At 62.2% G+C, this 25,383-nt stretch carries 31 protein-coding genes; 1 reads left to right on the top strand and 30 read right to left on the bottom strand.

Annotated elements, in window-relative coordinates:
- Nucleotides 1–2: 2 nt before the first annotated feature.
- The 4 genes from DFR47_RS11465 to DFR47_RS11450 form a co-directional block, all read right to left on the bottom strand.
- On the bottom strand, nucleotides 3–608 hold the full coding sequence (locus DFR47_RS11465; RefSeq protein WP_066700610.1) for a DUF1788 domain-containing protein: 606 nt from the start codon (nucleotides 606–608) through the stop codon (nucleotides 3–5).
- Nucleotides 608–1,210 carry a DUF1819 family protein gene (locus DFR47_RS11460; RefSeq protein WP_113944569.1) on the bottom strand — a complete coding sequence of 201 codons (603 nt, stop codon included), beginning with the start codon at nucleotides 1,208–1,210 and terminating at the stop codon, nucleotides 608–610. The genes DFR47_RS11465 and DFR47_RS11460 overlap by 1 nt, the downstream gene beginning before the upstream one ends.
- Nucleotides 1,207–2,109 (bottom strand): BrxR family helix-turn-helix transcriptional regulator, encoded by a 903-nt coding sequence (locus tag DFR47_RS11455; protein WP_113944568.1) that lies wholly within the window; start codon nucleotides 2,107–2,109, stop codon nucleotides 1,207–1,209. Before DFR47_RS11455 ends, DFR47_RS11460 begins: the two co-directional genes overlap by 4 nt.
- Before the next feature lie 266 nt (nucleotides 2,110–2,375).
- The gene (locus DFR47_RS11450) at nucleotides 2,376–3,347 is read right to left on the bottom strand and encodes a LysR family transcriptional regulator (protein ID WP_113944567.1); all 972 of its coding nucleotides are present in this window, start codon (nucleotides 3,345–3,347) and stop codon (nucleotides 2,376–2,378) included.
- Between the two features lie 207 nt (nucleotides 3,348–3,554).
- On the opposite strand from DFR47_RS11450, the gene DFR47_RS11445 reads away from it, so the two are divergent.
- Nucleotides 3,555–4,184, top strand: a complete 630-nt coding sequence (locus DFR47_RS11445; RefSeq protein ID WP_113944566.1) for a TetR/AcrR family transcriptional regulator — start codon at nucleotides 3,555–3,557, stop codon at nucleotides 4,182–4,184.
- Here the strand turns inward: DFR47_RS11445 and DFR47_RS11440 are convergent.
- The 26 genes from DFR47_RS11440 to DFR47_RS11310 form a co-directional block, all read right to left on the bottom strand.
- Entirely contained in the window at nucleotides 4,179–4,400 is a 222-nt protein-coding gene (locus tag DFR47_RS11440) for a DUF2274 domain-containing protein (protein WP_113944565.1), read from the bottom strand. The two genes, DFR47_RS11445 and DFR47_RS11440, sit on opposite strands and share 6 nt — an antisense overlap.
- 2 nt (nucleotides 4,401–4,402) lie before the next feature.
- Nucleotides 4,403–5,503: a TraB/TrbI/VirB10 family type IV secretion system protein gene (locus DFR47_RS11435; RefSeq protein ID WP_170137503.1), complete on the bottom strand. Its 1,101-nt coding sequence runs from the start codon at nucleotides 5,501–5,503 to the stop codon at nucleotides 4,403–4,405.
- A gap of 29 nt (nucleotides 5,504–5,532) precedes the next feature.
- Complete coding sequence (gene trbG, locus DFR47_RS11430) at nucleotides 5,533–6,546, bottom strand: P-type conjugative transfer protein TrbG (protein ID WP_113944563.1); 1,014 nt, start codon at nucleotides 6,544–6,546, stop codon at nucleotides 5,533–5,535.
- Nucleotides 6,543–7,232: a conjugal transfer protein TrbF gene (gene trbF / locus DFR47_RS11425; RefSeq protein WP_020818572.1), complete on the bottom strand. Its 690-nt coding sequence runs from the start codon at nucleotides 7,230–7,232 to the stop codon at nucleotides 6,543–6,545. The genes trbG and trbF overlap by 4 nt, the downstream gene beginning before the upstream one ends.
- Nucleotides 7,229–8,590: a P-type conjugative transfer protein TrbL gene (gene trbL, locus DFR47_RS11420; RefSeq protein WP_113944562.1), complete on the bottom strand. Its 1,362-nt coding sequence runs from the start codon at nucleotides 8,588–8,590 to the stop codon at nucleotides 7,229–7,231. Before trbL ends, trbF begins: the two co-directional genes overlap by 4 nt.
- Nucleotides 8,591–8,593: 3 nt before the next feature.
- A complete protein-coding gene (gene trbK-alt / locus DFR47_RS11415; protein ID WP_024707398.1) occupies nucleotides 8,594–8,881 on the bottom strand; it encodes a putative entry exclusion protein TrbK-alt in 288 nt (95 codons plus the stop codon).
- 20 nt (nucleotides 8,882–8,901) lie between these two features.
- Entirely contained in the window at nucleotides 8,902–9,684 is a 783-nt protein-coding gene (gene trbJ, locus DFR47_RS11410; protein WP_113944561.1) for a P-type conjugative transfer protein TrbJ, read from the bottom strand.
- Nucleotides 9,681–12,188, bottom strand: a complete 2,508-nt coding sequence (gene trbE, locus DFR47_RS11405; protein WP_113944560.1) for a conjugal transfer protein TrbE — start codon at nucleotides 12,186–12,188, stop codon at nucleotides 9,681–9,683. Before trbE ends, trbJ begins: the two co-directional genes overlap by 4 nt.
- Nucleotides 12,189–12,198: 10 nt before the next feature.
- On the bottom strand, nucleotides 12,199–12,480 hold the full coding sequence (locus tag DFR47_RS11400) for a VirB3 family type IV secretion system protein (protein ID WP_035746326.1): 282 nt from the start codon (nucleotides 12,478–12,480) through the stop codon (nucleotides 12,199–12,201).
- A complete protein-coding gene (locus tag DFR47_RS11395; RefSeq protein WP_009450539.1) occupies nucleotides 12,480–12,812 on the bottom strand; it encodes a TrbC/VirB2 family type IV secretion system protein in 333 nt (110 codons plus the stop codon). Before DFR47_RS11395 ends, DFR47_RS11400 begins: the two co-directional genes overlap by 1 nt.
- Nucleotides 12,809–13,801, bottom strand: coding sequence for a P-type conjugative transfer ATPase TrbB (gene trbB / locus DFR47_RS11390; RefSeq protein WP_113944982.1), 993 nt, complete (start codon nucleotides 13,799–13,801; stop codon nucleotides 12,809–12,811). Before trbB ends, DFR47_RS11395 begins: the two co-directional genes overlap by 4 nt.
- Nucleotides 13,802–13,947: 146 nt before the next feature.
- The gene (locus tag DFR47_RS11385; protein ID WP_009450541.1) at nucleotides 13,948–14,409 is read right to left on the bottom strand and encodes a ribbon-helix-helix domain-containing protein; all 462 of its coding nucleotides are present in this window, start codon (nucleotides 14,407–14,409) and stop codon (nucleotides 13,948–13,950) included.
- 14 nt (nucleotides 14,410–14,423) lie between these two features.
- Nucleotides 14,424–16,412 (bottom strand): conjugal transfer protein TraG, encoded by a 1,989-nt coding sequence (locus DFR47_RS11380; protein ID WP_113944559.1) that lies wholly within the window; start codon nucleotides 16,410–16,412, stop codon nucleotides 14,424–14,426.
- Between the two features lie 175 nt (nucleotides 16,413–16,587).
- Nucleotides 16,588–17,820: a DUF3363 domain-containing protein gene (locus DFR47_RS22100; RefSeq protein WP_281011643.1), complete on the bottom strand. Its 1,233-nt coding sequence runs from the start codon at nucleotides 17,818–17,820 to the stop codon at nucleotides 16,588–16,590.
- Between the two features lie 1,153 nt (nucleotides 17,821–18,973).
- Entirely contained in the window at nucleotides 18,974–19,684 is a 711-nt protein-coding gene (locus tag DFR47_RS11365) for a lytic transglycosylase domain-containing protein (RefSeq protein WP_113944557.1), read from the bottom strand.
- Between the two features lie 4 nt (nucleotides 19,685–19,688).
- The gene (locus tag DFR47_RS11360; RefSeq protein WP_024707407.1) at nucleotides 19,689–20,024 is read right to left on the bottom strand and encodes a DUF736 domain-containing protein; all 336 of its coding nucleotides are present in this window, start codon (nucleotides 20,022–20,024) and stop codon (nucleotides 19,689–19,691) included.
- 35 nt (nucleotides 20,025–20,059) lie between these two features.
- Entirely contained in the window at nucleotides 20,060–20,605 is a 546-nt protein-coding gene (locus DFR47_RS11355; RefSeq protein WP_170137490.1) for a S26 family signal peptidase, read from the bottom strand.
- Complete coding sequence (locus DFR47_RS11350) at nucleotides 20,602–21,120, bottom strand: DUF2840 domain-containing protein (RefSeq protein ID WP_113944555.1); 519 nt, start codon at nucleotides 21,118–21,120, stop codon at nucleotides 20,602–20,604. The genes DFR47_RS11355 and DFR47_RS11350 overlap by 4 nt, the downstream gene beginning before the upstream one ends.
- Nucleotides 21,117–21,371, bottom strand: coding sequence for a hypothetical protein (locus DFR47_RS11345; protein ID WP_024708785.1), 255 nt, complete (start codon nucleotides 21,369–21,371; stop codon nucleotides 21,117–21,119). The genes DFR47_RS11350 and DFR47_RS11345 overlap by 4 nt, the downstream gene beginning before the upstream one ends.
- Entirely contained in the window at nucleotides 21,368–22,021 is a 654-nt protein-coding gene (gene parA, locus DFR47_RS11340; RefSeq protein ID WP_024708786.1) for a ParA family partition ATPase, read from the bottom strand. Before parA ends, DFR47_RS11345 begins: the two co-directional genes overlap by 4 nt.
- Nucleotides 22,018–23,163, bottom strand: a complete 1,146-nt coding sequence (locus tag DFR47_RS11335) for a replication initiator protein A (RefSeq protein WP_113944554.1) — start codon at nucleotides 23,161–23,163, stop codon at nucleotides 22,018–22,020. The genes parA and DFR47_RS11335 overlap by 4 nt, the downstream gene beginning before the upstream one ends.
- A 19-nt stretch (nucleotides 23,164–23,182) precedes the next feature.
- Complete coding sequence (locus DFR47_RS11330; protein WP_113944980.1) at nucleotides 23,183–23,464, bottom strand: helix-turn-helix transcriptional regulator; 282 nt, start codon at nucleotides 23,462–23,464, stop codon at nucleotides 23,183–23,185.
- 136 nt (nucleotides 23,465–23,600) lie between these two features.
- Complete coding sequence (locus DFR47_RS11325; protein WP_245416553.1) at nucleotides 23,601–24,098, bottom strand: DUF2285 domain-containing protein; 498 nt, start codon at nucleotides 24,096–24,098, stop codon at nucleotides 23,601–23,603.
- Complete coding sequence (locus tag DFR47_RS22095) at nucleotides 24,034–24,366, bottom strand: transcriptional regulator domain-containing protein (protein ID WP_245416542.1); 333 nt, start codon at nucleotides 24,364–24,366, stop codon at nucleotides 24,034–24,036. The genes DFR47_RS11325 and DFR47_RS22095 overlap by 65 nt, the downstream gene beginning before the upstream one ends.
- 128 nt (nucleotides 24,367–24,494) lie before the next feature.
- Nucleotides 24,495–24,770, bottom strand: coding sequence for a DNA -binding domain-containing protein (locus DFR47_RS11315; RefSeq protein WP_113944551.1), 276 nt, complete (start codon nucleotides 24,768–24,770; stop codon nucleotides 24,495–24,497).
- A gap of 60 nt (nucleotides 24,771–24,830) precedes the next feature.
- Nucleotides 24,831–25,097 carry a helix-turn-helix domain-containing protein gene (locus DFR47_RS11310; protein ID WP_113944550.1) on the bottom strand — a complete coding sequence of 89 codons (267 nt, stop codon included), beginning with the start codon at nucleotides 25,095–25,097 and terminating at the stop codon, nucleotides 24,831–24,833.
- Nucleotides 25,098–25,383: the final 286 nt, after the last annotated feature.

Here is a 25,383-nt window from a genome sequence, read left to right as displayed (position 1 = left end):
GGTCAGACCTCGTAATTCATGATATTGAACGCGCGGTAGTATTTGTCGTCATGGAGCAAGCCGAACAATTCCAGCGATGCTCCTGTCGCCAGCGCGTGTGTGTATTTTCCCGGAAAGAACATGACCGTCGGGCGATCTTTCGCGGTGCTTTGCAGGTTGTTGAGTACGTTGTGCGACCTCAGGTAAGGGTAAACCTCACCTACGCCTGACAGGAAGATCACGTCGTGCGGGACTTCTTCGATGCGCCGCGCAATCTCTGGAATGAGGTGCGCCTGCGGGTCCAGAACGCCCTGCAACAGCTCCTTGAGCTCCGCCTTTTCCGTTTCGACTTCAACCTCAAGGATTTGCTCGAAGATACCCCGGTCTTCGAGGATCCTGATCGAAAGGTCATAGAGATCGATATCAAGTACGCGCACACCGGCGTGGCTCAGCCGGGCGATCAGATCCTCACGATCCTCGCCCAGGCTCAGTCCGTCTTCGGCATCAAAAGCGCAGATGAAAAAGGGAACCTCGTTTCCCAGCCCTTGCTTTTGCAAGAACCGATCGCTGGAAACTACCCTGAATAGGTGCTCGGCGCGGGCGCGCCGATCAGTTTTCGTGCCCACCATTACCCCCCATTTCCGGGAAAGACCTGCAAGTCCGCCGGATTACTCACCTCAATCAGCCGCTTCATGCGCCCCGATAACCAAATCGGCTGAATTCTACCCTCGACGCTTATCAAACCAACTTCACGCAATATCCGAAACAAGACCTGACGCAATTTCGCGCAGGTTGAAGCTGAAAGAGCGGCGAGGCCGGGATCGCTTTCAGCCTTCTCCGCGAGAAAGCGGTCAAAAACCTCATGACCCAGGTCAAGCCGCCATGATTGGTAGCGTTCGCTGATCACCTCGACTGCGAATTCGTATATAAAGCGATAGGTCCGGCAGACCGCCAGCCACACCATTGCCTGCTGCTCAGCGCGGTCAGCCTCTGCCGACAGGTACTGGCGCTCGGCATCCGAGAGATGGCCTATCCGGTCATACACTTCACGAAGCGTGCGGGTTTGCGAGGCCAGTTTGGGCAAGGATGACGCGCCCTGTGCCAGCAAGCGCACACGAGCAGATGCCCAGCTCTCACCGGGTTGATAGCTTTGCGCAATCGCGAGGCTCTCATTGAGCATGAGCCCGCCCACACCAAAAGACATCCGGTATTTCGGTACGGAAGACATCATCGGGGCGCGCCCCCGCTTGCCATGTCAGCGTCATCGAACTCATGCTGCGCACGCTCAAGGGCGGCGGCAACCTCCTGTTCGTCTGCTGCAACGATATGCTGGGTCCGGGGGTCTCGCAGCCTTGCCCCTTCAAGGAGCCCCAGCCGCTTGAGCACATAGAACAGCATGGCATAGCGAACTGTGAGTACAGCGCGCCCATCCACCATGTTGTAGTCCTTTGCGACCACCGCCTGCTGACCGACCGACAGATCAGGATTCGGCACAAGGGTGATATCGTAGGTTTCCTGCCACAGCCGGTCCTGTGCCGCAGCAGCACCTGGCTCGCCGAACTCGCCGAATCCAAGGACACGCGAGAGCAGGAAATCCTTGAAGCGCTCCGTCTCATGGCACCAGGCCCGCACATGCCAGCGCAGACCATCAAAGCCGAAGGCATGCGGGGTAATCCGCCGCCATGCCGGATCGGGCCGATCGCGGTTCATGGATTGGTAATGAAGGTCCAGCGACCTTTCCTCCCGCACCGCCGCCAGAACTGAACGCAGAACTTCGGTATCGACCTTACGGCGCAAAGTCAGAGCGATATCCATGTCAGGCGGGGCAGCGAGCCAGTTCGCCCCCGCGTCGGCGAAACCTTCCGCCATCGATCGGAGCCGCATGAGATAGGCGTCCGGGTCCGGGTCTAGAAACACCGGCTGAAAATCCGGGCCGGCTACGTAGCGGCGAGCGCTTTTGTCATAGACCGCATTCTGCGGCGCACGCTCCTGATAATGGGTCAAGTCCTTTGACGCCTGCGGAACGGAGACGCCAAACGTATCGATCAGGTCAGAGCGATTGACACCCCCCTCCCAGAACAGGCGGAATTCGATGAACTCCAACCGCCTCTCGACACCCCATTTCAGCATTGCTCGTCCCGCCGCACTTAAAAGGATAAAAAGTATATGGGACACCTTGCGATGTCCGTATACTTTCTATTCTAACAAGCCTCAAACTGTCAAGCCCGAGGAAGGCCGGATGCGCACCGTGTCACCGTACACAAACACGGCGAGGCAAAAGCGCTATCGAAGTCAGTCAGCCTGGACGTGGGCAGCGCCACGACATCTTCGATACCGGCACCGTCGATGTCGATTGCAGCCAATGCTACGGCGTGATCGTACAGTGCCGTCAAACCCTATTTTCGCCGGGCCAGCCCTGTCAGCGATCGTGCCAGGCTCAACAACCGCCGAGACGCCGGATTGTCGTTTTGCGCGGACCAGACCATGCTGAACGGCAGCACCTCATCCGCAAGTTCCCGGTAGGTGATCCCTGGAAACTGGGCGACGGTCGTTGCTTCGCTCGTCAGAGTGAGGCCGCAACCGAGAGCGACCAGCGATAGGATATTGTCGCGGCCGACCTGCTGAGACTGAATATCGAGGTGGCGGCCGAGACCGGCAAGGTGAGCAACCAAATAGTCGTGGATCTCCTGACCCGGCGCAACGTCACTCACAATGAACCGCTCGGAGACCAAATCGCCCCATCCAAGTTCCGGTTTGCCCGTCAAAGGGTGGTTATCGGGCAGCACCACGAAAACCTTCTCGCACCATAAATGCTCCGCCTCACAGCCATCCCATGCCGCGGTTCCCGTGATGAATGCGACGTCCAGACAAAGTTTCCGGACAGCCGCGATGTGCTCGGGCGGATTGCCGTCAATAAGGTCGACCTGCACGTTCGGGTGGCACGTGCTGAAGGCACGCAACAGATCGAACAGAAATCCTGACGCAAGGGACGAAAATATCCCGACCTTGATCAGCCCTTGCTCCGCCCGGCCAACTGCCGCCACCTTGGTCACCCCAATGTCGATCTGGCGAAGAGCATGGCGAGCGTTGCGCAGGAATTCCCGCCCGGCAACGGTCAACCGCACCCCGCCAGCATGACGCATGAAAAGCGACGCCCCGAGTTCATCTTCGAGATCACGGATTCGTCGGCTGATGGAGGATTCCTGCACAGAAAGCGCGGCAGCAGCCTTGCGAAAACTCCCATAATCGACGGCGGCCACAAAATATCGCAACTGGTTCAGCCGGACCGCAGATGTGCCGGGTTTCCCCTCAACGACCTTTGTGAGGCTATCATCAGGCGAGGTCTGATTGTTCCCGATCACAGCCATGGTGCATCATCCCAAACAGCGTTCGGTTTCTGACGGGCACCCCGCCATCATCAACGCGAAAATCGATCTGTGTGCGTTCATCGGCTCTCCGCACATCCTCAAACTAAACGACGTTCAGTTACCGAATGCTGCTTCTTGACTTCCGGCCCGTCAACGAAAAAAGTAAATGTCGTTTAGTTTTCACGACAAGTTGCAACAGGCATCCGAATGGCCCGTCCCCGGAAAGAGCAAGAACTTGATATTGCTCGTCGCGCGATCGACGAAACGATCCGGCTGCTGTCAGAACGTGGCGACCTCGACGTACCGCTGACTGCGGTCGCGCACGCCATCGGTTGCACAGCGCCAGCGCTTTACGGCCATTTCCGCAACAAAAGCGCCTTGTTGCGCGCCGTTCGGGACGAAGGTTTCAACCAGCTCTACAGGGAAAAGCTGGCGGTCTTCCAGCAGATGCGCGGCAATCCATTCGGCTATTTGCGTGATGGCAGCTATGCCTATGTCCGCTTTGCCCTCGAAAACCCCACGCTGTACCGACTGATGTTCACACCGCCGCCACGGCTCGGAGTCAGCGATGATCCATGGTCGGGCGAAGCTGGAAGACAGATACTAAATCTGTTGCTGGCGGGACTTCGCTGCTCTCAGGACCAAGGCTTTTTGCCCGGCATGGATCTGAGCCGTTACAGCTTCATGTTCTGGTCAACGGTACACGGCGCGGTGAGCCTCACCCTTCAGAACCGGGAAATGGATCAGACCGCCAAATGGGATGCGACACGAAAGGCCGTCGATACGTTGATGGAAATCATCGCCGCGACGCGCCATGACTCGCTCGGCACCTCATGAGCGAAACCTTCGGGCGCTGGCAAAGCCCCGATCTGTCGCAATGAACCGTTCCAGCATCGGCACAATCAACCTGACAGGATCGGCAGCGGGCTGGCCGGTTTCGCGAGCCAGCACTTCTGCATAGGCGGCAAGATCGCGGTGCAGCGGCCCCGGCAGTTCCACCGTCACCTTCACGGGCTTGTCTTCGATGAGGGGGCCGAGTTTCAGCTTCGTCATGGTCAGTTCCTATAAGGTTCGAGTACGAGATCGCGGGTAACGATGACCCTGACCGGGTAGCCCGGCCGGATCGTCAGGGTCGGCGCGACCTGCAACTGGCGCTGGACGATCTGTTGCCCGGCCTGATTGATGGTATCCTGCGCTCCGTCGCGGATGGCGCGGATCAGACGATCCTCGTCGTCGGTCGCCAGTTCCGTGCCGATGCCGAGCAGCGTGGACAGCCCCGCCGCTTTCATCAGATCCCACCAGTGGTAATCAACGCCATCTTCCAGCCCGGCATAGCCGGAAGCGTCCGCACCGGGCTGGCGCTCCAGCACGATGGAGCGGCCGTTGGGCAGGATCAGGCGGTTCCAGACCAGCAGCACGCGGCGCTGACCGAATTGCACACCGGCGTCATACTGACCGATGATGCGCGTTCCCTGCGGGATCAGCAGCAGACTGCCGGTCGGGCTGTCATAGACATTTTCCGTGACCTGCGCGGTGATCTGGCCGGGAAGGTCCGAGCGGATGCCGGTAATCATCGCCGCCGGGATTACGGCCCCTGCCTGAAGGATGTAGGGCGAGGCTGGCGCCATGATCCGATCCATGGCAACGGTCTGCCGTTCCACCGGCCCATTCAGAAATGCCGTGTGGCGGTCCTGTGTTGCGGGCTGGCCACCAAGGTCAAGGCCAGCAAGGCCCGGCATATTGGAGCCAGGCGTAGTCGCTGATCTCTGCCCCGACTGGAAGAACACGGTGCTAAGACGTGCGGCTTCTTCCTCGGCAAGACGTCGCTCCTCGGCAGGATCACGGGTTGGTGTTACCATAGTGGGCGGCGTAACGGGTTGCCCCCTGTTCTGGGCATCCAGGATCGGGCCACCGAGATCGCCCGGCAATGCCGGCCCCAGGACCGGCCCGGTATAATCCTTCGGCAGACCTGCCAGTCCATCTGCCGTGGCGCGGTTCTCGGTCGAATAGAGTTCTTCACCGTTTCCGCTCATATCGCGCGTCTGGAGCGCATAGATCAGCGCCCCGCCGATGCCGAGGAGCGCGACGGCGCCAACACCGGCCAGCATTTTGCGCGACAGGCGCGTGACGCGCGGCGACTCGGCACGCAGACGCATCGGCGTTGGATTGGTGGTAGCCTCTTCGCTCATGACGGTTGCTCCCTGGTTTTGGCGGGCTGGGCAGCTTGCCTTTGCTCGATGCGAACGATCCTGACCATCTGCTGCTGCTTGCCGCTACCAAGACGCAACTCAGCCGCTCCGAACAGCCGATCAACGATCAAGATGTTCTGGTGAACGCGGGAATTGACGATCTGGGTCTCGCCCTCGGAACCGATGACGAAAATCGGTGGCATCTCTCCCTGCACGATGCCGCGCGGGAAAACGACATAGACACGGCGGCCATCATCGAAGACGGAAATCGGCCGCCATGGCGGCGTATCTCCGGTCAGGCCGTAACGATAGTTGCGTGCCGCCTCGATCGGGATGATGGGTGCTGCGGGAACGGTCTGGCGCTGACCGGCAGGCAGCGCCGGATAAGACCAGGATACGGACGGCATATAGAGCGCCTCGCGGGCGCGCAGCTCGATCATATAGGTGCGCCGATCGGTCGTCACCACGAGATTGGTTGAGATGTCGGATCGGGATGGTTTGACGAGAATATGGACCCGGCGCGATGTACCGCTCCCGCTCTCGGTATCGCCAATGATCCAGCGGGCGGTGTCTCCTGCCGCGATCGGTCCCGCGCCGGTCAGGCTTTCGCCCGGCTCCAGCGCAATATTGGTGATCTGGCCCGGTGCGGCATAGACCTGATAGAGCGCGCCTTCCGACCAGGGATATATCTGGATGGCGTTATAGTAACCCTCGCGGCGCGGCTCGACGCGGGCGGCGGCATTGGCGTTCTCAACCCGGCCTGCCGGTGTTCCGGCAGCGGTTCCGCCGCGTGCGACCGCCCAGGCCGGCGGCGTGTGAAGCGGCCGAGGCCGGTCATCGGTGACAGCGGTCGGCACGACGGGCAACGCTGGCACATCGGCATCATAGCTGAACTGCGGCGTCTTGTTGGTGGCGCAGCCTGCCAGCATGGTGACCGAAAGCAACAAAGCTGCAAAGGCGGGTTTACGGAAAACCGGCAAGGCGGAATTGCGGGAAGACGCGATGGTCATTGGCTCATCTCCCGCGACCATGAAATTGCATTAACGTAGATGCCGAGCGGATTGGCGCGCAGACGCTCGGCATCGCGCGGCGTCTGGATCACGATGGTCAGGATCGCGGTCCAGCGCTCGGTCGTGGAAAGCTGCCCGTTCTCATAGTGACGCTCGGTCCAGGCGACGCGGAAGCTGTCGTTCGAGGCGCGTATGACGCTGGAAACCTCGACTGCGATCTGCTGGCGGCCGACACGGGTGAACGGATCATTGGCGCGGGCATAGTCGTTGAGCGCGGCCGCTCCCCTATCAGTGGTGAACTCATAGGCGCGCAGCCAGTTCTGGCGCACGATGATGGCATCCGCCGGGATCGAGCGCGTCTGCTCGATGAAACGGCCAAGATGGAAGGCGATCTGCGGATCGGTCGGACGGTAATCGGCGGTGGCTGCGGCGACGGTCTGGGCTTGGCCGAGATTATCGACCTGCACCACCCAGGGCACGACGGTCCCTCGCGCCGATTGCAGAACGAGCGCGGCAGCGAAGCCCGCCGAGAGGATCAGCGAGCCGAAGGCCATATAGCGCCAGTTCTTGGCCTGCACGCGAGCCGAGCCGATGCGCTCGTCCCAGACTTGTGCGGCTTTCTGGTAAGGCGTCTCGGGTTCAGGCGATTTGCCGTAATGGGTCGCTGGACGTCTGAAGATGTTCATGAGCGGTCACTTTCGGAAATGTTGACGGAAGAGCCGCCGCCGTGGCTGTCACCGGAGCGGACGGCATGGGCGGCCATGGTCGTGCCGTGATTGAGCGCCTGGCGGCGGTGCATCTGCTGCGCCCATGCAGGCGGTCCGCCCGCCGGTGCGGAGGCGGGTGCGGCACCGGCCACGCTCGCACCGCCAATGGTTCCCTGCGAGGACGATCCACCGGTGACGCCGAGCCCGCCGCGCGCGCCATCGGAGAAGCTGGATTTGACGCTTTCCGCTGCTTTCGAGGCCGCTCGTTTCAGGGGCGATGCGGCGGCGGAGCCTGCCGCGCGGGCAACGCCGCCGAGGCCGGAGGCAACACCGGCAGCCCCTGACTGGCCGAGCGATCCGACACTATAGGCGGCGCTCGCCGCCCCTGCCGCAGCAGCACCGCCACGGACGGCAGCAGCTCCACCCGACAGCGCCGCTGCCCCTCCCTTCGCGGCCATGCCTGCGGCAGCGCCGCCGGCAAGCATCATGCCGCCAGCGGCAAGGCCGGTTCCAACTGCTGCACCTGCGCCAAGCTGCGGGCCGCCAGAAACCAGACCGGAAGCGATGCCGGGACCGAAGATGCCGAGGCCGAGAAGGGAAAGTGCGGCCAGCACGATCGCCATTGCGTCGTCGATGGTCGGCGTCACGCCGCCGAAACCGGCCGTAAACTGCGAGAACAATGTCGAGCCGATGCCGATGATGACGGCGAGCACCAGCACCTTGATGCCGGAAGAGACGACATTGCCGAGCACGCGCTCAGCCATGAAGGCGGTCTTGCCGAAGAGGCCGAAGGGAATGAGGACAAAGCCCGCCAGCGTGGTCAGCTTGAACTCGATCAGCGTGACGAAGAGCTGCACGGCGAGAATGAAGAAGGCCAGCAGCACCAGCGCCCAGGCGAACATCAGACAGGCGATCTGGATGAAGTTCTCGAAGAACGACCAATAACCCATCATGTCCGAGATGGATTCGAGCAGCGGGCGACCGGCATCGAGGCCGGTCTGCGCCACCTTGCCGGGCCGCAGCAGATCGGCGGCGGAAAAGCTGGTGCCCGAACCTTTCAGGCCAAGACCGGCGAAGCTGTCGAAGTTGATCTGGGCGAGATTGTTCCAGTTGCCGATCAGATAGGCGAAGACGCCAATGAACAGCGTTTTCTTGACCAGCCGGGCGATGATGTCGTCGTCGGCACCCCAGGACCAGAACAATGCCGCCAGCGTTACGTCGATGACGATCAGCGTGGTGGCAATGAAGGCGACCTCGCCACCGAGCAGGCCGAAGCCGCTGTCGATATAACTGGTGAAAACACCCAGAAAGTTGTCGATGACGCCGGTGCCGCCCATGGTTCACTGTCCCCCGTTCTGATGCGGAGCGGCGGGCACCGGCGTCCGGCCGAGGAACCGGTCGCGGTTCTCGGCCCAGGTGGCGAGGCAGCCGGGGTCGTTCACGGCGGCCTCGCCTAACTGCTGGCAGTGGCGCAGGCTCTGGTGCAGCGGATCGGCAGGCGCCTGAAGCGCCGGCGCCGAACGGGGCTGTGCTGGTTCGTCCTCGCGTGTCATTTCGATCACCGTCGCGGTGATGGCGATGGCCACGAATATGATCGCGCCAAGCCTGGCCAGCATCTTGCCGTCCATGTCGCGCCCCTCCTGTCCGGTCAGTTGCTGCCGTTGCCGAACATCCGGGCATTGCCGGGCTGATAGCCCGATCCCGGTGTCAGGAAACGCTCGCGTTGGATGCGGCCCTGGTCGGCGGCGGTGGCGCGCTCGGCTTCGATCAGAGCTTCGGAGCGACCATTGGCGGACATCAGCGCGATCAGGTCGGAAAGCTGCTGCGACTGGAGCGCGAGAAGCTGATTGCCCGCTTGTGTCGCCTGCAACGCGCCGGTCGCGTTCTGGCTCTGCGCGACAAGGGCGGACATTTCAGCGCGATTGGTGTCAATATTTCCGACGACACCGGCCTGCACGCGCATGGCGTCCTGCAAGCCGCCGACCGTATTCTGCCAACGGGACCGTGCATCGGCGACGAGCTGGGCGTCGGTCGCGGATAGCGAAACCTTGCCGTATTTCTGTTGGAACATCTGATCGACGTTCTGCACGTCGAAGGCAATGTTCTGCGCCTGGGCCAGAAGCTGCTGCGTGCGCTGGACGTTCTGCTGCAAAGTCTGGAGCGAGGAATATGGCAGACTGGCGAGATTCTTCGCCTGATTGATGAGCATCTGCGCTTCATTCTGAAGCGAGGTGATCTGGTGCTTGATCTGCTCCAGCGTGCGTGCGGCGGTCAGAAGGTTCTGCGCATAGTTGGTCGGATCATAGACGATGCGGCCGAAGCCAAAAGCGTGAGCGGGGCTTGCCAGCATGGGCGACAGTGCAACAGGCATGGCGAGCGTCAGCGCCAGCACGGATGCACTGACATATCGGGAAACGGGGATACGGATCATGGCAGGATCTCCTTTTCTTGGCTGTCATCTGGATGGATTTGATCTGGCGCGACCGACCGAGCGGGCTCTGTCCGTTCGACAAGATTGGTAAGGTTCGGGATCAGATCGACGGCCCATTCGACGCCGCGATCGCGCAGCCAGGCCGCGAGAAAACCGTCCTGCCCATGCTCGGCAACGAGTTCGGCGATACGGGTCTGATCGGATTTGGATGATGCGGCGCAGAGCGCGAGGCCGACTTCGCTGAGGCCAAGCTCGAACAGGCGATTGCCGCGCCGCGATTGGCAGTAATAGTCCCGCTTTGGCGTGGCCCGCGCGAGGATCTCGATTTGCCGGTCATTGAGGCCGAAGCGGCGGTAGATTGCCGTGATCTGCGGCTCGATGGCGCGTTCGTTCGGCAGCAGCAGCCGCGTCGGGCAACTTTCTATGATGGCAGGCGCGATATTGCTGCCATCGATGTCGGAAAGTGACTGCGTGGCGAAAATGACGGAAGCGTTCTTCTTCCTGAGCGTCTTCAGCCATTCGCGGAGCTGATTGGCGAAACCTTCGTCATCCAGCGCCAGCCAGCCTTCGTCGATGATGAGCAGGGTTGGCCGACCGTCGAGCCGGTCGCCGATCCGATGAAACAGATAGGACAGGACGGCAGGCGCAGCCCCAGTGCCGACCAGCCCCTCGATCTCGAAGGCCTGTACATCGGCTGATCCGAGATGTTCGGCCTCGGCGTCGAGCAACCGGCCATAGGCGCCGCCAATGCAGTAAGGGCGCAACGCCTGTTTCAGATCGTTGGATTGCAGCAGCACGGCAAGGCCGGTGATGGTCCGTTCCCCCGTCGGGGCGGATGCCAGCGATGTCAGCGCCGTCCAGATGTGCTCCTTCACCTCCGGCGTGATGCTCATGCCTTCACGCATCAGGATCGCGGCGATCCAGTCAGCGGCCCATGACCGTTCATAGGCATCATCGATCCACGCCAGCGGTTGCAGGGAAACGGAAACCTCCGATCCCTCGGTCAATCCACCGCCGAGATCATGCCAGTCGCCCCCCATGGCGAGCGCGGATGCCCGGATCGATCCCCCGAAATCGAAAGCGAAAATCTGGCTGCGATCATAGCGGCGAAATTGCAGCGCCATCAGCGCCAGCAGCACGGACTTGCCCGCGCCGGTCGGGCCGACGACGAGGGTATGGCCCACGTCGCCGACATGAAGGGAAAGCCGGAACGGAGTCGAACCTTCGGTCTTGCCGTACAGCAAGGGGGGCGCTCCGAGATGTTCGTTCCGTTCCGGCCCCGCCCACACGGCCGATAGAGGGATCATGTGGGCGAGGTTGAGCGTCGAGATCGGCGGCTGCCGGACATTGGCGTAGGCATGTCCGGGGATCGAGCCTAGCCAGGCATCGACGGCATTGACAGTTTCCGGCATGGCCGTGAAGTCACGGCCCTGAATGATCTTCTCGACCAGACGCAGCTTCTCGTCGGCGATACGGGGGTCGGCGTCCCAGACGGTGACGGTTGCTGTGACATAGGCCATGCCGGCGACGTCAGCGCCCAGTTCCTGCAAGGCCATGTCGGCATCGAGCGCCTTGTTGGACGCATCGGTGTCCACCAGCGCCGATTGCTCGTTGGTCATCACCTCCTTGAGGATCGCGGCGATGGATTTTCTCTTGGCGAACCATTGACGGCGGATTTTGGTGAGGAGTTTCGTCGCGTCCGTCTTGTCCATCAGGATGGTGCGGGTGGACCAGCGATACGGGAACGCGAGCCGGTTCATCTCGTCGAGCAGGCCGGGCGTGGTCGCTGTCGGAAAGCCTGTGATGGTCAGGATGCGCAGATGCGACAAGCCCAGGCGTGGCTCCAGCCCGCCGGTCAGCGGCTGATCGGCCAGCAGCGCGTCGATGTGCATCGGCACCTCGGGCACGCGGACGCGATGGCGGTTCGTGGAAATCGTGGAATGGAGATAGGTCAGCGTGCCCGCGTCATCGATCCAGTGGCATTCGGGCATGAAGCCGTCGAGTAGCGCCAGCACGCGGTCGGTGCGGTCGACAAAGCCGCGCATCAGCTCCCATGGATTGACGCCGGATTGCTCACGGCCCTCGTAGAGCCAGGTCTCGGCGCGAGCCGCATCTTCGGCGGGTGGCAGCCAGAGGAAGGTCAGGAAGTAGCCCGACACGAAATGCGTGCCCGCTTCCTCGAAGGCAGCTTTGCGCTCGGCATCGACCAGAGCGGAGGCCGGATCAGGAAATTGGCTGCCGGGATAGGTCGCGGCTTCGCTTCGTTGTGCCTCAACAAAGATCGACCAGCCGGAGCCGAGGCGGCGCACGGCGTTGTTGATACGCCCGGCGACCGCGACCAGTTCGGCGGCAACAGCGGAATCCAGATCCGGCCCGCGAAACTTCGCAGTCCTCTGGAAACTGCCGTCCTTGTTCAGCACGACGCCCGAGCCAACCAGCGCGGCCCAGGGCAGGAAATCCGCGAGGCGGGTAGCGGTACGGCGATATTCGGTGAGGTTCATCATGGCTGCGCCCTCACACCGACAGATGACCGGGTATGCGCAGATGCTTACGGCCCACCTCGACAAAAAGCGGATCGCGTTTGGCAGCCCATACCGCGAGGAAATGACCGACCGCCCAGATGGCGATGCCAACCAGCCAGAGACGAAGGCCGAGGCCGACGGCGCCGGCCAGCGTGCCGTTGACGATGGCAATCGAACGCGGTGCGCCGCCGAGCAGGATATGCTCGGTCAGCGCCCGGTGAACCGGGATGGAGAAGCCCGGCACCGCATCGAGCTGTTCAAACCCGCCCGCCATCAGATGAGCGCCCCGCCGCCGAACGAGAAGAACGACAGGAAGAAGCTCGACGCGGCGAAGGCGATGGACAGGCCGAAGACGATCTGAATCAGGCGGCGGAAGCCGCCGGAGGTATCACCGAAGGCCAGCGCCAGGCCGGTGGCGATGATGACGATGACGGCGATGATCTTGGCGACAGGACCCTCGATCGACTGGAGGATCGACTGAAGCGGGGCCTCCCAGGGCATGGAGGAGCCGGAGGCGTGTGCGGCAGGCGCCAGCATCAGACTGATGGAAACAGTGGCAGCGGCGGTTGCCATGATGCGGCAGCCGCGTGAAATCGTGCGGATCATGAAAGGTTTCCTTTCGGGGTGGTTGCCAAAGTGATGGGATGCGTGATGGCGTAATCGCCGTCCGGCCCCAGCCCATCGACGCGGGCGAGTTCGACCAGCCGGCGGGAAGAGCCGCGTCCGGCAAGAACGGCGACGAGGTCGATTGTCTCGGCGATCAGGGCGCGCGGGACGGTGATGACGGCTTCCTGGATGAGCTGTTCGAGGCGTCGCAGCGCGCCAATGCCGGAACCGGCATGGATGGTGCCGATCCCGCCCGGATGGCCGGTGCCCCAGGCTTTAAGGAGGTCGAGAGCTTCGGACCCGCGCACCTCGCCGACCGGGATGCGATCCGGGCGCAGGCGCAGCGACGAACGCACCAGGTCGGAGAGGGTCGCCACGCCATCCTTGGTGCGCATCGCGACCAGATTGGGCGCGGCGCATTGCAGTTCGCGCGTGTCTTCAATGATCACGACGCGGTCCGAAGTCTTGGCGACTTCTGCCAGCAGCGCGTTGGTCAGCGTGGTTTTTCCGGTCGAGGTGCCGCCCGCGACAAGGATATTGGCGCGCGTAGCGACGTTCAGGCGCAGCACCTCGGCCTGAGCACTGGTCATGATCCCAGCGTTTACATAGTCGTCGAGCGTGAACACCGCAACGGCAGGCTTGCGGATGGCAAAGGTCGGCGCCGTGACGACAGGCGGCAGCAACCCTTCGAAGCGCTCTCCGGTCTCGGGCAGTTCAGCCGACACACGCGGATTGCGGGCATGAACCTCGGCGCCGACATGATGGGCGACCAGCCTGACGATCCGCTCGCCATCGGCAGCCGACAGCCTCTCCCCCGTATCGGCCAGCCCTTCGGAGAGCCGATCCACCCAGATGCGGCCATCGGGATTCAGCATCACCTCGACCACAGCTGGATCTTCCAGAAACCGGGCAATCGATGCACCGAGCGCGGTGCGCAGCATCCGCGCACCACGCGCAATCGTCTCGGGTTTCTGATGTGATGCGGTCATGGCGGCCCCATTCATGGCGGGACGCGCAAAAGACGGACCCCGGATTGGGGTCGATTAAAAGAACCTGATTTAGGGCCGTTTCAACAGATGTTTACGCGTGTGCGGGCATCGGCGGCGCAGGGCGGTAAATAGGATGGATCGAAAGTTCAGAGCTGGTTTCCATCCGCTTCGGACTGGCCTTGTGACGAAAGATCGTGAAGCGAATCCATATCCCGCGACAACTCTTTCAGGAACCTATCGCCGGAAGCCAGGCGCTTGCCCAGCGTCTGCATGAAGCCTTCGAAGCGCTCGTTGCCCTTGATGCGCGCCGATTGTTTCGCGCTATCTGACAGCGGCGGCGTCATGGTGAGCCAGAATTGTACGAACAGCGAAAGCGTCTCGCCGAGGATGGCGACATCTTCGTCCAGCATATCGAACTGGCGGCCAAGCTTATCCAGGCGTCGCGACATTGCGGCTTCCAGCCGTTCGGTCGTGTCACCGGACAGGAAGGATGCTACCGCAGCCTCGATCACTGCGGATTTTGAAACATTGCGACGCAGCGCCAGACCCTCGACCTGCTTCAGCAGATCCGGGGAGAAGTAGACATTCATGCGGGTGCGACTCGTCATGCCTGTCTTCCTTCTCAAAGCTCGATGCCGTCATTTGGGTCGAGTGACGCCTGCCGCGCGACCATGCGCATCCGCTGACGCATGGCACGGGCTTTGACGGCATCGACGTCGGGCTCATCATCGAGAAAATCGAACTCCTGCGATGGCGGCGGTGGCGGCGGGATGATTTCCTCATGCTCGGGAAGCTCCGGCTCACGACGAATACCGGCATTGGCAGGATCGTCGTCGGACGTGTTCGACGTGGGGCCGTGGCCGGCCGCGGCCGCAACAACACGGCTCGTCCAGTCGTCTGGCGCCGATGTTGCCATCTTCACCGACGGCTTGCGCAGATCGGGCGGCGGCAGCACCCGTTCCTGAAGCCGCGCATCGGCATAGTAGCGCGCCTTGGCGGCGCGGATGGGCGGCACACCCGCTACCATGACGATCTCGTCGGTTGGCGGAAGCTGCATGATCTCGCCCGGTGTCAGGAGCGGCCGCGCTGTTTCCTGCCGCGAAACCATGAGATGCCCGAGCCAGGGCGCGAGGCGATGACCGGCATAGTTGGTGGAATCGCGCATTTCTGTCGCCGTGCCGAGCGCGTCGCTAATCCGCTTGGCGGTGCGTTCATCGTTGGCAGCAAAGGCGACACGCACATGGCAGTTGTCGAGAATGGCGTTGTTCTGCCCATAGGCGCGCTCGATCTGGTTGAGCGACTGCGCGATCAGGAACGCTTTGAGGCCATAACCGGCCATGAAGGCGAGTGCCGATTCAAAGAAGTCCAACCGCCCGAGCGCGGGGAACTCGTCCAGCATCAACAGCAGGCGATGGCGCTTGCCGGAGGTTTCCAGCTCCTCGGTCAGCCGCCGCCCGACCTGATTGAGGATCAGACGGATCAGCGGCTTGGTCCGGTTGATGTCCGAGGGCGGTACGACGAGGTAGAGGCTGACCGGTTCTTTTGCTCCGACCAGATCAGCAATGCGCCAGTCGCAGCGGGCCGTCACGCGGGCCACGACCGGATCTCGGTAGAGACCGAGAAAGGACATCGCCGTGGACAGCACGCCGGAGCGTTCGTTCTCGGACTTGTTAAGCAGTTCGCGTGCCGATGAGGCGATGACGGGATGCACACCGGCTTCGCCCAGATGCGGCGTGTCCATCATGGCGCGCAAGGTCGCCTCGACCGGACGGCGCGGATCGGACAGAAAGCTCGCGACCCCCGCCAGCGTCTTGTCCTTCTCGGCATAGAGAACATGCAGGATGGCGCCGACCAGTAGCGAATGGCTGGTCTTTTCCCAATGGTTGCGCTTGTCGAGACTGCCCTCGGGATCGACCAGAATATCCGCGATGTTCTGGACATCGCGGACTTCCCACTCCCCCTGACGGACTTCCAGCAGCGGGTTGTAAGCTGCGGAATGCACATTGGTCGGATCGAACAGCAGGACGCGGCCGTGATGGGACCGGAAGCCGGCCGTCAGATTCCAGTTCTCACCCTTGATGTCGTGCACGATGCAACTTCCCGGCCAGGTCAGCAGCGTCGGCACAACGAGACCGACGCCTTTGCCTGATCGGGTGGGCGCGAAACAAAGGACATGCTCGGGGCCGTCGTGCCGGAGATAGTCCTTGCTATGCCTGCCAAGGACCACGCCATCGGGACCGAGCAGTCCGGCAGCATGGATTTCCTTGTCCTCGGCCCATCGCGCAGAACCGTAGGTGGCGACGTTGCGGGCCTCGCGCGCCCGGATGATCGACATGAAAAAAGCGGCGGCGATAGCGAACAACGCCCCGGACGTGGCGATGAACGCGCCTTCGGTGAAAATACCGGGCGCATAGGCGTCATAGGAAAACCACCACCAGAAGAAGGCCGGAGGATAATAGACCGGCCATCCCGCAACATCGAACCATGGATTGCCGAGCTGGGGCTGAAAGCCAAGGCGGAAGGCCACCCATTGTGTCGAAGTCCAGACCATCACCAGGACAATGGTGAATACGACAATGATCTGGCCCCAGAGTATTCGGCCACCACGCATACAGGCTCCAATCGGCAAGAGAGTCGGAGCCGATCAAAGAATAGACGTTTTCGAAAGCGGCAACAGGAAAAGCAGGGGTGCCGTGTTGCCGGATACTATCGGCGGCACATCGGACAGGCCCTTTCAGATGCCGATGTCGACAGAACAATTTGCGAGGTGCCAGATCGGCAAAGGCTCAAATCCCGAGTCCTCGTGTTCGCCCCATTTGCCACGATACCGATCCACCCTGCACGATGCCCGCAACCTCGCGGCCGAGCTGGCGGTCGATCACTGGCCGCCATGGGACAAGAGTGAACTCGTGGCTCTTTTCGACAATGGCGAACTTGCCGCTCGATAGATGTGCGGTCCCGGTGAACTTGCCGCTGATATTTTCGCCATCGGCAGCCGCCCGGAACGGCAACGCCTTGCTCTCAGCCATCTCTGCACCGACGCGGGCCACTTCCCGTTCCCGCAGATTGGCGAGCAGGTTGCGCCGATAGAGAATGCGTCCATTCTGCTGCCGCGTGGCATCGCCCTGTGCGATATGATGCTCGCGGCGCTGGTCCATCGCCTCTCGTACCTGTTCCCCGAACCCTGCCGGGGTAATATCCGAGGCGTCCGACGTAACCAGTCGCCGGTCCAGCCAGGTCGCACCATCGGCGCCGATCTGCTTTTCCAGGTCGAAGGTCGAGACGACACGGATGCTGGCCTGCCGGTTGCGACCGGCATCATAGGCAGTGGCGCGGCTTTCGAAGTCTTCCGGGATGCGATACCGGTCGGCGTCGATCCGCTCGGCAATCCCGGCCCGGCACAACGCCTCCAGCCGCCGGACATGGGCATCGACATAACCCTCGTAATCCCCGCCCGGCACACGCCCCTCGAACTTCGCCTGTTCGAGGTGGCGGCTCGGGCGATAAATGCCATTCTCCGAGATCGCAGCGATGGTGCGATCGGATGGGCGCTGTGCTGTATCGGCGGGACCGACCTCGATGATGCTGCCAATCCGGGCGTCTTCGACGCGGGCCGGATCAATGCCGGGAAGATGGTGTGTTCGCCCGTCGATGCCGTCGACCACGAGGGTCAGGTTCTCGCCCATCTCGTCGGTGAGATATTTGTCCACGACGCGGCCGGTGATGGGCGCCGCGGGTGCGGCATGGTGAAGCTGGAAGGTCATCGGATCACGTTCCTGCCCATCGGCCTTCAGCGCCTTGTGCATGTTGCGGATGATGTCACCGCGCTCACCGAGTTCACGCAGCGCCGGTTCCATCTTCGCGCCAAGCTCCCAGACGCCGGGTGCATGTTCCGTAGCCAGCCCCATCTTTTCCAGCTTGGCGAGACGGCGCAGGCGAAGTGTGCGGTTGAACTGGCGGCGTGCATCTGCCGGTTCGTGGCGCAGATCGAGGAACCTTTCGTCGGCTTCCTCGGTCATGGCGCGGTCGATGCGCGTGAAGCGGTCCTGATCGATTTCGGCAGACAGCTTGCGGCTCTGCTCGATCTCGGTCACGGGGCCGAGTTCCAGCGTGGTCAGTTCGCTCGCCCGCTCACGAATGCCATTGGCGAGATAGTCGCCATTGATGACCAGGTTCTCGCCCAGATCGTCCTTGCCCCGAACGATGACATGGACATGGGGATGGCCGGTATTGTGGTGATTGACAGCCACCCAATCGAGTTTCGTGCCAAGGTCGGCCTCGATGCGGCTCATCAGATCGCGGGTGTGTTCGGTGAGGTCGGAAAGATCGGCGGCATCTTCGGGCGAGACGATGAAGCGGAACTGGTGGCGGTCATCCTTGCCGCGTTCAAGGAACGCATCACCATCGGCGCGGTCCTCGGTGGCGGAATAAAGCTGACCACGCTCGCCATCACGTGAGGTTCCGTCGCGCTGGATGTAGCGCAGATGGGCAGCCCCTTTTCCATTCTTTCCCGCGCTCTGGACATAACGGGTTTTGACGACGACGCGGCGCACGCCGGCCGCACTGTGCCGCCAACCGCCCGACAGGGTTCGGGCGCGGACAAAGGCCGCACCACGACCACGCTTGACGCCCGGACCTTTGCCAGCCTGCGACGCCTTCCCGCTCTTTCCGGCAGAACCAGATGAAGACGACGAGGATGTCCGTGATGCGAATGAAGATGATTTGCCGGAGCTGTTGCTATGCTGACGCGCCAGCTTCTTCGCCTGCGTCAGAAAGCTCTTCGCCTTGCCCGCCTTCGGCACGTCCGACCTGATGCGGCCAGGCTTCGGGCGAAAGCGGTTCTCGTCGTCGGCGCTCATGAGCGCATCCCATGCCGTGTAGGCACGCAAACGACATATATTCGGCTATAGTGCCGGTCAAAACCCAGCGAAGCCAAGGCTTTGCGCCAAATCGCGGCACGCGAGGCCCAAAAGCAGGGTGCCGTGCGCCGCGCCTCAAAACAGTGTGCAGACAAGGGCTTGCCCAGAAACCGCCCCGACAGGGTGCCGGTTTCCTTTATCTTGCCCTCCGCCTTTCTTTCCCTTTTTGCCCTTCCTGCCGGGAATGCAGCCAGGCGACCCCTTGCCTGACTGCACACTGGAAGCGGACCGAAGCAACGTGGAGACGCCATGCTCATGGCGCATCTCCATCGCTTGCACGGGCCACGAATATGCTGCCGTCCTGCGGCTCCTGATCGACGGAAACGCGCAGAGGAACGGTTGAGCGGATGTCGTTCGACGGCTGATTGGCCACCGCCGAATTGCCGCTGGATTGCGCAACGAAGAGCGGAGCTTCGCGCCAATCCGGCGATGGCGGCGGCACGATCATCGGCACATCAGGCGCAGTCGCATGCCCAAGAACAGGTGCGAGCGTGGCGACATAGGCGCGTGTTTCTGCGGGCAAAGTGCGGCCAGTCGCCAGATGCTCGTCATAGCGACCGGGACCGGCATTGTAGGCCGCCAGCATGGCGGCGACATTGCCATAGCGGTCCCACATCTCGCGCAGATACGCTGTGCCTGCGAGAATGTTGTCGCGCGGATCGTAAGGATCGCGCCCGAGACCATGGCGGCTGCGCAGGCCCGCCCAAGTATCGGGCATGACCTGCATCAGTCCCATTGCACCCGCCGATGAGATAGCGCGCACATCGCCCGCGCTTTCCACACGCAGCACAGCCCGAATCCAGTGCTCTGGAATGCCGAAGCGCTGTGACGCCTCGGCAATGAAAGCAACATGGGGATGCGCGGTAACAGGCGCGGGTTGCGGCGTGACCTGCGCAAATGCAGGCGTCAATCCGCTGCCAGCCGACAGAAGGGCCGTGAAGAGAAGAAGGGCGCGGGATCGCATGATCTCAGTCTCGATCTTCGTGGGGCCGCGGGCGGCTCCAGTGCAGCGACCATGACGAGCCTGCATCGTCGTCGCGGAACAGATTGGCGCGGATCGGCTGCGGCAAGGCGGGATCGTCAAGCAGCACCGAGAGATATTCGCCAGCCTTTTCGCCGGTGCGTTTCCATGCAGCGCCGACCTCTGGCCCGTCATGTTCAATGTAATGGACGCGATAGTCCGGCGCATTCTCCGCATCGGAATGCTCAGTGGGTACGATAACAAGATCGCGCTTCATGGTGAGCGTGACGAGCTGACCGGCGAAGCCGGATGCGTCACGCGCGAATTGACCGATCTGTGGCATGGTACATCTCCTGTGTTGGTGGATTTGGCGTGGGTTCAATGCGTGGTCGCCCGCCATTTGTAGCGGCCATCGCCTTCCTCATCGGTCCACAGCGGGAGCGCCCGGCCGATGACGGAACTGGCGGGAACAGGTCCGAAGTAACGGCCGTCGAGGCTGTCCCGGATGTCCCAATTCATGAGGAAGAGTTCACCCTCGCCGATGATGCGGCAGCCCTGCCAGACCGGCAGATCGCGGCCCATACGGTCGCGCTCCAGTGCGTCCCCCATCTCGACATTATCGACGGTGATCGTCGCACCGCTGCGGCAGACGCGCTGTCCTGGCAGGCCGAGGACGCGCTTCAGCAGCGGCACGCCGCGTCCGATATAGCCGCGCTCGACCATGGACTGCTCCAACGGCTCAGACGGCATGATGGCGACCAGTTCGGGAACTTCGAGCGCATTGGCGGGAGCAACTGTGTAGAAGCCGATGGGCGCGCTGGCAGTCGCATTCCAGATCAGCCGGGTTGGCAGATCGGCAACCGCCGTGGCGACAAGTGTTCCGACAGCCAGCATGGACACCGCGAGAGTATGACGGCGGCTCATGGCGCAATTCTCCGGCGGTTGACCCACGCGGCATGGCGCTCCGGGGTGTAGGGATTGGGTTCCTGACCGGCACTCAAGCGGTTGTGGACGTGCCGCCAATGGTCCGGCGCAACATCCGCCGGATCGACGCCAAGCGCGTCCACGGCATCAATCAGGGCCAGCACCCGCTGGACTTGTCGCCAGCCATCATTACGCAGCAGGATCTCGCCGCCAGGACGAACGAAAGGCACGGTCTGGTACGGTTCGCCGCGACCAACGGCGCGCAGGATGTCGAGTCGCGAGACGATGGTGCCGTAATCGTTGGAGGCCCAGCGGACGAAGGCGAAGATGCTTTCGGGCGCAAAACCGATCAGACTGCGGCGGCGGTCGATGATCTGTTCAAAGCTCTTGCGGCCGAAGCGTATCCATCGCTCGACCTTCCTCTTCTGGAAGGTCAGTTCGACCAATGTGGTGAACGGTGCAGGCCCGTCCGCCTGCGGATGTTCATGAGCAGCGCGCATGGTTTTGCCGGTCATGACTGATCTCCTTCGATGGGTGGAAACTCGCGGACCAGCAGCTCGCGCAGCATCACGGCGACGGTGACACCGCGGCGGAAAGCGGCAACCTTGATGCGCCCGCGCAGTTCGGGCGCGATGTCGATGGTCAGGCGGGCGGTGAACGCCTCCGTAGCCGTCTTGCCGGTTGCCGGCGCATCGGCGGCTCTGACCCAGCTATCGGGATTGCCCGGACGCGATGCGAAGCCGGATTTGACGGGCGGACGTGTCATGGCACGATCCTCCCGACACCGAGGCCATTGATCTCGGCCGCCAGCGCTGTGACCTCCTGTGCGGCCCGTTCGCCGCCATCTGTCTCCAAGACCAGCCGTCCGGTCTGTGCGGCTTCGGCGAAGGCGACACGCTGGCCGACCGTCGTGGCCAGCAAGGGCGGATCATGTTCGGCCAGTGTCTCTGCCGTTTCGCGGGCGATGACGGTGCGCGCACCGCATCGGTTCAGCAGAAAACGGGAGGCCAGTTCAGGGCGATAGATGCGGGCTTCGTTCAGAAGCGCCAGCATCTCGGCGGAGGCCCAGCCGTCGAAAGGAGATGGCTGCACGGGGATCAGCACCAGATCGGCTGCAAGCAGCGCAGAGCGCATCAGGCCAGCGACACGGGGCGGACCATCAATAACGACATGATCGGCGTCACGCGCCAGCTCCGGCGCTTCCCTGTGCAGGGTATCGCGGGCAAGGCCGATGACGGCGAACAGCCTTGGCAGCCCTTCATGGCTGCGCCGCTCCGACCAATCGAGTGCGGAGCCTTGCGGATCGGCATCGATCAGGATGACCCGCTTGCCTTGCGCAGCCCAGGCTCCGGCGAGATGCAGCGCCAGCGTCGTCTTGCCCACGCCACCTTTCTGATTGAGGAGCGCAACAATCATCGCCGTCCTCTCGGTTTGCCGAGAGGAAGTTCAGGCGTGCTTGTTGACGCGGGCGATCCCTGCTTTGGGGGTGTCAGCTTGCCTTTATGGGCACCCGATCTGAGGGCCGCACCAGCCTTCGCGATGAGCTTTTCCACATCGCGCCGCCGCTCTTCAAAGTTAGATTCTGTGTTAGACTCTAAGTTAAGGGCGCAATTTTCGCTTTTATTACCGAAGGATAGGAGGTGTTTGGGTTCCCGATAGCACGAGCCTCCGGTTCCTGATGGCACGATAGTCCGGGTTCCCGATAGCACGAGGCTATCCACAGGTTTTCCACAGGCCGGGACAGGCTCGAAAGCGAGCAGCATCCGGCCGCCGGTTTCGACCTCGGCGAACAGGGTGTAGCCGGGCAGTGGCTGGCGGCGGATAATGTCGCGCAGCTCGAAGGCGAAGCGCTTGAACGGCGACAGACTGCCCGATTTCTGGTGCAGGTGACGGAAGTCGAACCGCCAACCGTTTTTCTGCCGCCCACCATGCTTGCGCACCAGGCGATAGAGCCAGCGATCCAACCCGCCGGTCAGATTGAAATAGGCCCGGTCGATGGTGAGGATCAGGGCGTCATCCAGAACCGCACTGTAGAACCAGTCGGGCACGATCATCTCGATGCCGTCCGGGCGGCCATTGGCATCGGTCCGCTCGTGCCATTCGTTGATCCACGAAAAGCGATGTCGCCGTCCATTCGCGCGCTGGCGGATCGAGGTTGCAACCGTGGTCGATTGCAGCCGGTCCAGCGCCGCCTTCAGGCGCTGATAGTCCCTCAGGGAGGTTCCGCGCCCTGTGAATGTCAGGATTTCATAGGGCGTTGCCGCCATCAGGCGCGACGTGCGCAGACCGGCGTCCCGCGCTTCAACAATCTGACTGGCCGCCCAGATCAGAATATCGGCATCCCAGATCGTCGCCATGCCGTGATCGGGAACAGCTTCGACACGGATCGAGACATTGCCCAGGGCAAAGTCAATCGGGCGGATACGGTGCGATTTAGAAAGGGAAAAGAAAGGATAGGCCATGAGATCCTGCGCGTCTCGTGGAGCGAATTCACCGGGAAGCGTCCGAAACAGATCGAGTTGTCCGCGTTCCGAGGCGGATGGATGCTGCGCTGCCATCAGGGGGTGACAACCACGTTCAGCGCGTGATGCGCTTGGGCGAGGTGAACGCGGTCGGGGGCAGAGGTTTCGCCGGGAGAACCTGTCCGCGTAGGTCCGACGTGGAGGTGACTGATCCGCGCGCAACCCAGGCTGCGAGATCCTCGACCGAATAGACAACGCGGCCGCCGAGCTTGTGATAGGCAGGTCCGGTTCCGTAGGTTCTGTGCTTTTCCAGCGTGCGCGCGGACAGGCTGAGGAAATCGGCAGCTTCCTTGGTGCGCAGGTAGCGTGGCGGCAAGGCGGCGAGATCAGGTCGCATGGGGTGGCCTCCGTGGTTGTGCAGGATGCCGCTGACGATCAACGGCATGACATGCGCACGGTGGCGAAGGCGCGGCGGCATGGGGGATGAGGAAGATCGAAGGGGTAAAATCCTCACCCTCGATCAGACGTCAGTGTCAGGGTTTGCGACGATGGCGCAAAAGGTCCTGATAACCGCCGTCGATCAGCGCGGCGGCAGATCGGACAAGGGCGATGACAGAGGCGCGCAAAGCCGATGTCTTCCACGGCTCAGCGCGAACGCGCGCCTCGCCGTAAATGGCGATGGCAATCTCACGATAGGTCGCGTGGTTGGCGTTTCCGTCGGCAGCTTGCATCATCAGGCGAAACCGCCGGCGCTGATACGGCGTCATCCTGGGGTCGCGGCGCGCGGGTCTCCCGGCCAGCATGTGCCAGAGCCTGAGAATGGCTTCGAGCCGATCCGGCAGATTTTCGTCAAGTGGCAGAATGATCGCCGGCTGCGAATTGGCATCGGTGTCGGCGAGGATCAGATATTGAACGCCGTCTCTGGCGTCACAGACACCATATGTCCCCTCTGGTCCGCAGATGGCATCAGCAAGATCTACCGATAAGGCGGACGGAGAAGGCGGAAGAAAATCGGGCGCTGCCCCGAGCATCAGCATGTCGGGATTGGCAACAGGCGACCAGATGACCAGTTGGTCGAGCGCGGAAAAGCCGGGGTCTGCCGGGAAATCGCAACCCCCAGCGATGTTGGACGTGATCCGCAAGGGGAAGATGCCCGGCGCCTTGCGCTACAAGATCATCAAAACTGGCCTGATAGGAGGCGTTACGGCGCAGGCATTCCCAGGCGACACCCTCAACGGGCAGCGCATCGTAGAATTCATACTGGTCCTGGTCTCGCCAGCGGGATGTATCCGGCTTCATTGCTCCGCTCCTGGTTGAAACTGCACAGGTGGAGCGTGAAAGAATTGCGGCGCCTCTACCGAGATGGAAGCCAGAACAAAGACATGGGGTGATGCTCTGAAGGCATCACTGGTGCGACGGCGGCGAGGTCAGGTCCGATCTGTCGGATGACTCAGCAGCTGACGATAGCCGCTCTGTGTCATCCAGCGCGCCCGTGCCAGATGGCTGTCATGGACTTGCCGTGCGCGTTCAGGTTCCCGAACAGGGTCAATTCCGAACAGCACATTGACGACTTCGGCCCATTCCGCCCCATCATCAGCCGCATCGAGCAGTCGCATATAGAGCTTGATATGCGCGCGGTCATATTCGGTCAGCTCGTCGCTAACAGGTGCAATATCGTCGAACGGGGGAAGCGGAGATGTCATGTCGCGGGTCGCCACAGAGCACAGGCCGCCGCAGCGGATCGATGATGCCGCCCGCGCCTGTCAGGCGTCATGGATCTGTCGGTGTCTCTTCTCCTCTTCCCCATGAACCAGCAATACTCCTTGCCCACGATCAGTGGACAGGAGAACAATCCCTGCTGCTTCAAGCGCCCGGCGCACCTGATCCCGCGTTGTCTCATACACCTCGAGCCGGTTCTCGGACTCAAGGCGTTTCAGGGCAGTCAGCGATATTCGGGCCTTGTCAGCGAGCGTCTCCTGCGTCCAACCCAGCAACGCGCGTGCGGCCCGCGACTGTCGAGCGGTGATCATGCATGATCACCTCCCATCGCGACCGGCGCGCATTCCAGAACTACGGCTATTTTAGTCGCCTTCGCCCGGTACGCCATACGAAATCGTCGAATCTGGCCAGGGCGTTATCTGCACGGCTGAGCATGCAGCCCGATTGATTCGTCTGTATGCCGCAATTGCAGCACTTGTGCTGGCCGTAACGCCGACCAGCGCGAGATGATCCCCAAACGCTCCATGAGAAATGATCATGATATGTTTGGAGATCATTTTCTTTGCGTTTTGCGCTGGATATGATACCCATCCAGAT

Origin of the sequence: Pseudochrobactrum asaccharolyticum (assembly GCF_003314995.1) — a bacterium.
Lineage (GTDB): Bacteria > Pseudomonadota > Alphaproteobacteria > Rhizobiales > Rhizobiaceae > Pseudochrobactrum > Pseudochrobactrum asaccharolyticum.
Note: the sequence above shows the minus strand (reverse complement) of the source record. Positions and strands in the feature narration are given on the sequence as shown.

Excerpts from the sequence above, each read along its gene's own strand:
- DFR47_RS11465 (WP_066700610.1), bottom strand. The coding sequence starts at position 608 with ATGGTGGGCACGAAAACTGATCGGCGCGCCCGCGCCGAGCACCTATTC.
- DFR47_RS11460 (WP_113944569.1), bottom strand. The coding sequence starts at position 1,210 with ATGATGTCTTCCGTACCGAAATACCGGATGTCTTTTGGTGTGGGCGGG.
- DFR47_RS11455 (WP_113944568.1), bottom strand. The coding sequence starts at position 2,109 with ATGCTGAAATGGGGTGTCGAGAGGCGGTTGGAGTTCATCGAATTCCGC.
- DFR47_RS11450 (WP_113944567.1), bottom strand. The coding sequence starts at position 3,347 with ATGGCTGTGATCGGGAACAATCAGACCTCGCCTGATGATAGCCTCACA.
- DFR47_RS11445 (WP_113944566.1), top strand. The coding sequence starts at position 3,555 with ATGGCCCGTCCCCGGAAAGAGCAAGAACTTGATATTGCTCGTCGCGCG.
- DFR47_RS11440 (WP_113944565.1), bottom strand. The coding sequence starts at position 4,400 with ATGACGAAGCTGAAACTCGGCCCCCTCATCGAAGACAAGCCCGTGAAG.
- DFR47_RS11435 (WP_170137503.1), bottom strand. The coding sequence starts at position 5,503 with ATGCGTCTGCGTGCCGAGTCGCCGCGCGTCACGCGCCTGTCGCGCAAA.
- trbG (WP_113944563.1), bottom strand. The coding sequence starts at position 6,546 with ATGACCATCGCGTCTTCCCGCAATTCCGCCTTGCCGGTTTTCCGTAAA.
- trbF (WP_020818572.1), bottom strand. The coding sequence starts at position 7,232 with ATGAACATCTTCAGACGTCCAGCGACCCATTACGGCAAATCGCCTGAA.
- trbL (WP_113944562.1), bottom strand. The coding sequence starts at position 8,590 with ATGGGCGGCACCGGCGTCATCGACAACTTTCTGGGTGTTTTCACCAGT.
- trbK-alt (WP_024707398.1), bottom strand. The coding sequence starts at position 8,881 with ATGGACGGCAAGATGCTGGCCAGGCTTGGCGCGATCATATTCGTGGCC.
- trbJ (WP_113944561.1), bottom strand. The coding sequence starts at position 9,684 with ATGATCCGTATCCCCGTTTCCCGATATGTCAGTGCATCCGTGCTGGCG.
- trbE (WP_113944560.1), bottom strand. The coding sequence starts at position 12,188 with ATGATGAACCTCACCGAATATCGCCGTACCGCTACCCGCCTCGCGGAT.
- DFR47_RS11400 (WP_035746326.1), bottom strand. The coding sequence starts at position 12,480 with ATGGCGGGCGGGTTTGAACAGCTCGATGCGGTGCCGGGCTTCTCCATC.
- DFR47_RS11395 (WP_009450539.1), bottom strand. The coding sequence starts at position 12,812 with ATGATCCGCACGATTTCACGCGGCTGCCGCATCATGGCAACCGCCGCT.
- trbB (WP_113944982.1), bottom strand. The coding sequence starts at position 13,801 with ATGACCGCATCACATCAGAAACCCGAGACGATTGCGCGTGGTGCGCGG.
- DFR47_RS11385 (WP_009450541.1), bottom strand. The coding sequence starts at position 14,409 with ATGACGAGTCGCACCCGCATGAATGTCTACTTCTCCCCGGATCTGCTG.
- DFR47_RS11380 (WP_113944559.1), bottom strand. The coding sequence starts at position 16,412 with ATGCGTGGTGGCCGAATACTCTGGGGCCAGATCATTGTCGTATTCACC.
- DFR47_RS22100 (WP_281011643.1), bottom strand. The coding sequence starts at position 17,820 with ATGACCGAGGAAGCCGACGAAAGGTTCCTCGATCTGCGCCACGAACCG.
- DFR47_RS11365 (WP_113944557.1), bottom strand. The coding sequence starts at position 19,684 with ATGCGATCCCGCGCCCTTCTTCTCTTCACGGCCCTTCTGTCGGCTGGC.
- DFR47_RS11360 (WP_024707407.1), bottom strand. The coding sequence starts at position 20,024 with ATGCCACAGATCGGTCAATTCGCGCGTGACGCATCCGGCTTCGCCGGT.
- DFR47_RS11355 (WP_170137490.1), bottom strand. The coding sequence starts at position 20,605 with ATGAGCCGCCGTCATACTCTCGCGGTGTCCATGCTGGCTGTCGGAACA.
- DFR47_RS11350 (WP_113944555.1), bottom strand. The coding sequence starts at position 21,120 with ATGACCGGCAAAACCATGCGCGCTGCTCATGAACATCCGCAGGCGGAC.
- DFR47_RS11345 (WP_024708785.1), bottom strand. The coding sequence starts at position 21,371 with ATGACACGTCCGCCCGTCAAATCCGGCTTCGCATCGCGTCCGGGCAAT.
- parA (WP_024708786.1), bottom strand. The coding sequence starts at position 22,021 with ATGATTGTTGCGCTCCTCAATCAGAAAGGTGGCGTGGGCAAGACGACG.
- DFR47_RS11335 (WP_113944554.1), bottom strand. The coding sequence starts at position 23,163 with ATGGCAGCGCAGCATCCATCCGCCTCGGAACGCGGACAACTCGATCTG.
- DFR47_RS11330 (WP_113944980.1), bottom strand. The coding sequence starts at position 23,464 with ATGCGACCTGATCTCGCCGCCTTGCCGCCACGCTACCTGCGCACCAAG.
- DFR47_RS11325 (WP_245416553.1), bottom strand. The coding sequence starts at position 24,098 with ATGCTCGGGGCAGCGCCCGATTTTCTTCCGCCTTCTCCGTCCGCCTTA.
- DFR47_RS22095 (WP_245416542.1), bottom strand. The coding sequence starts at position 24,366 with ATGAAGCCGGATACATCCCGCTGGCGAGACCAGGACCAGTATGAATTC.
- DFR47_RS11315 (WP_113944551.1), bottom strand. The coding sequence starts at position 24,770 with ATGACATCTCCGCTTCCCCCGTTCGACGATATTGCACCTGTTAGCGAC.
- DFR47_RS11310 (WP_113944550.1), bottom strand. The coding sequence starts at position 25,097 with ATGATCACCGCTCGACAGTCGCGGGCCGCACGCGCGTTGCTGGGTTGG.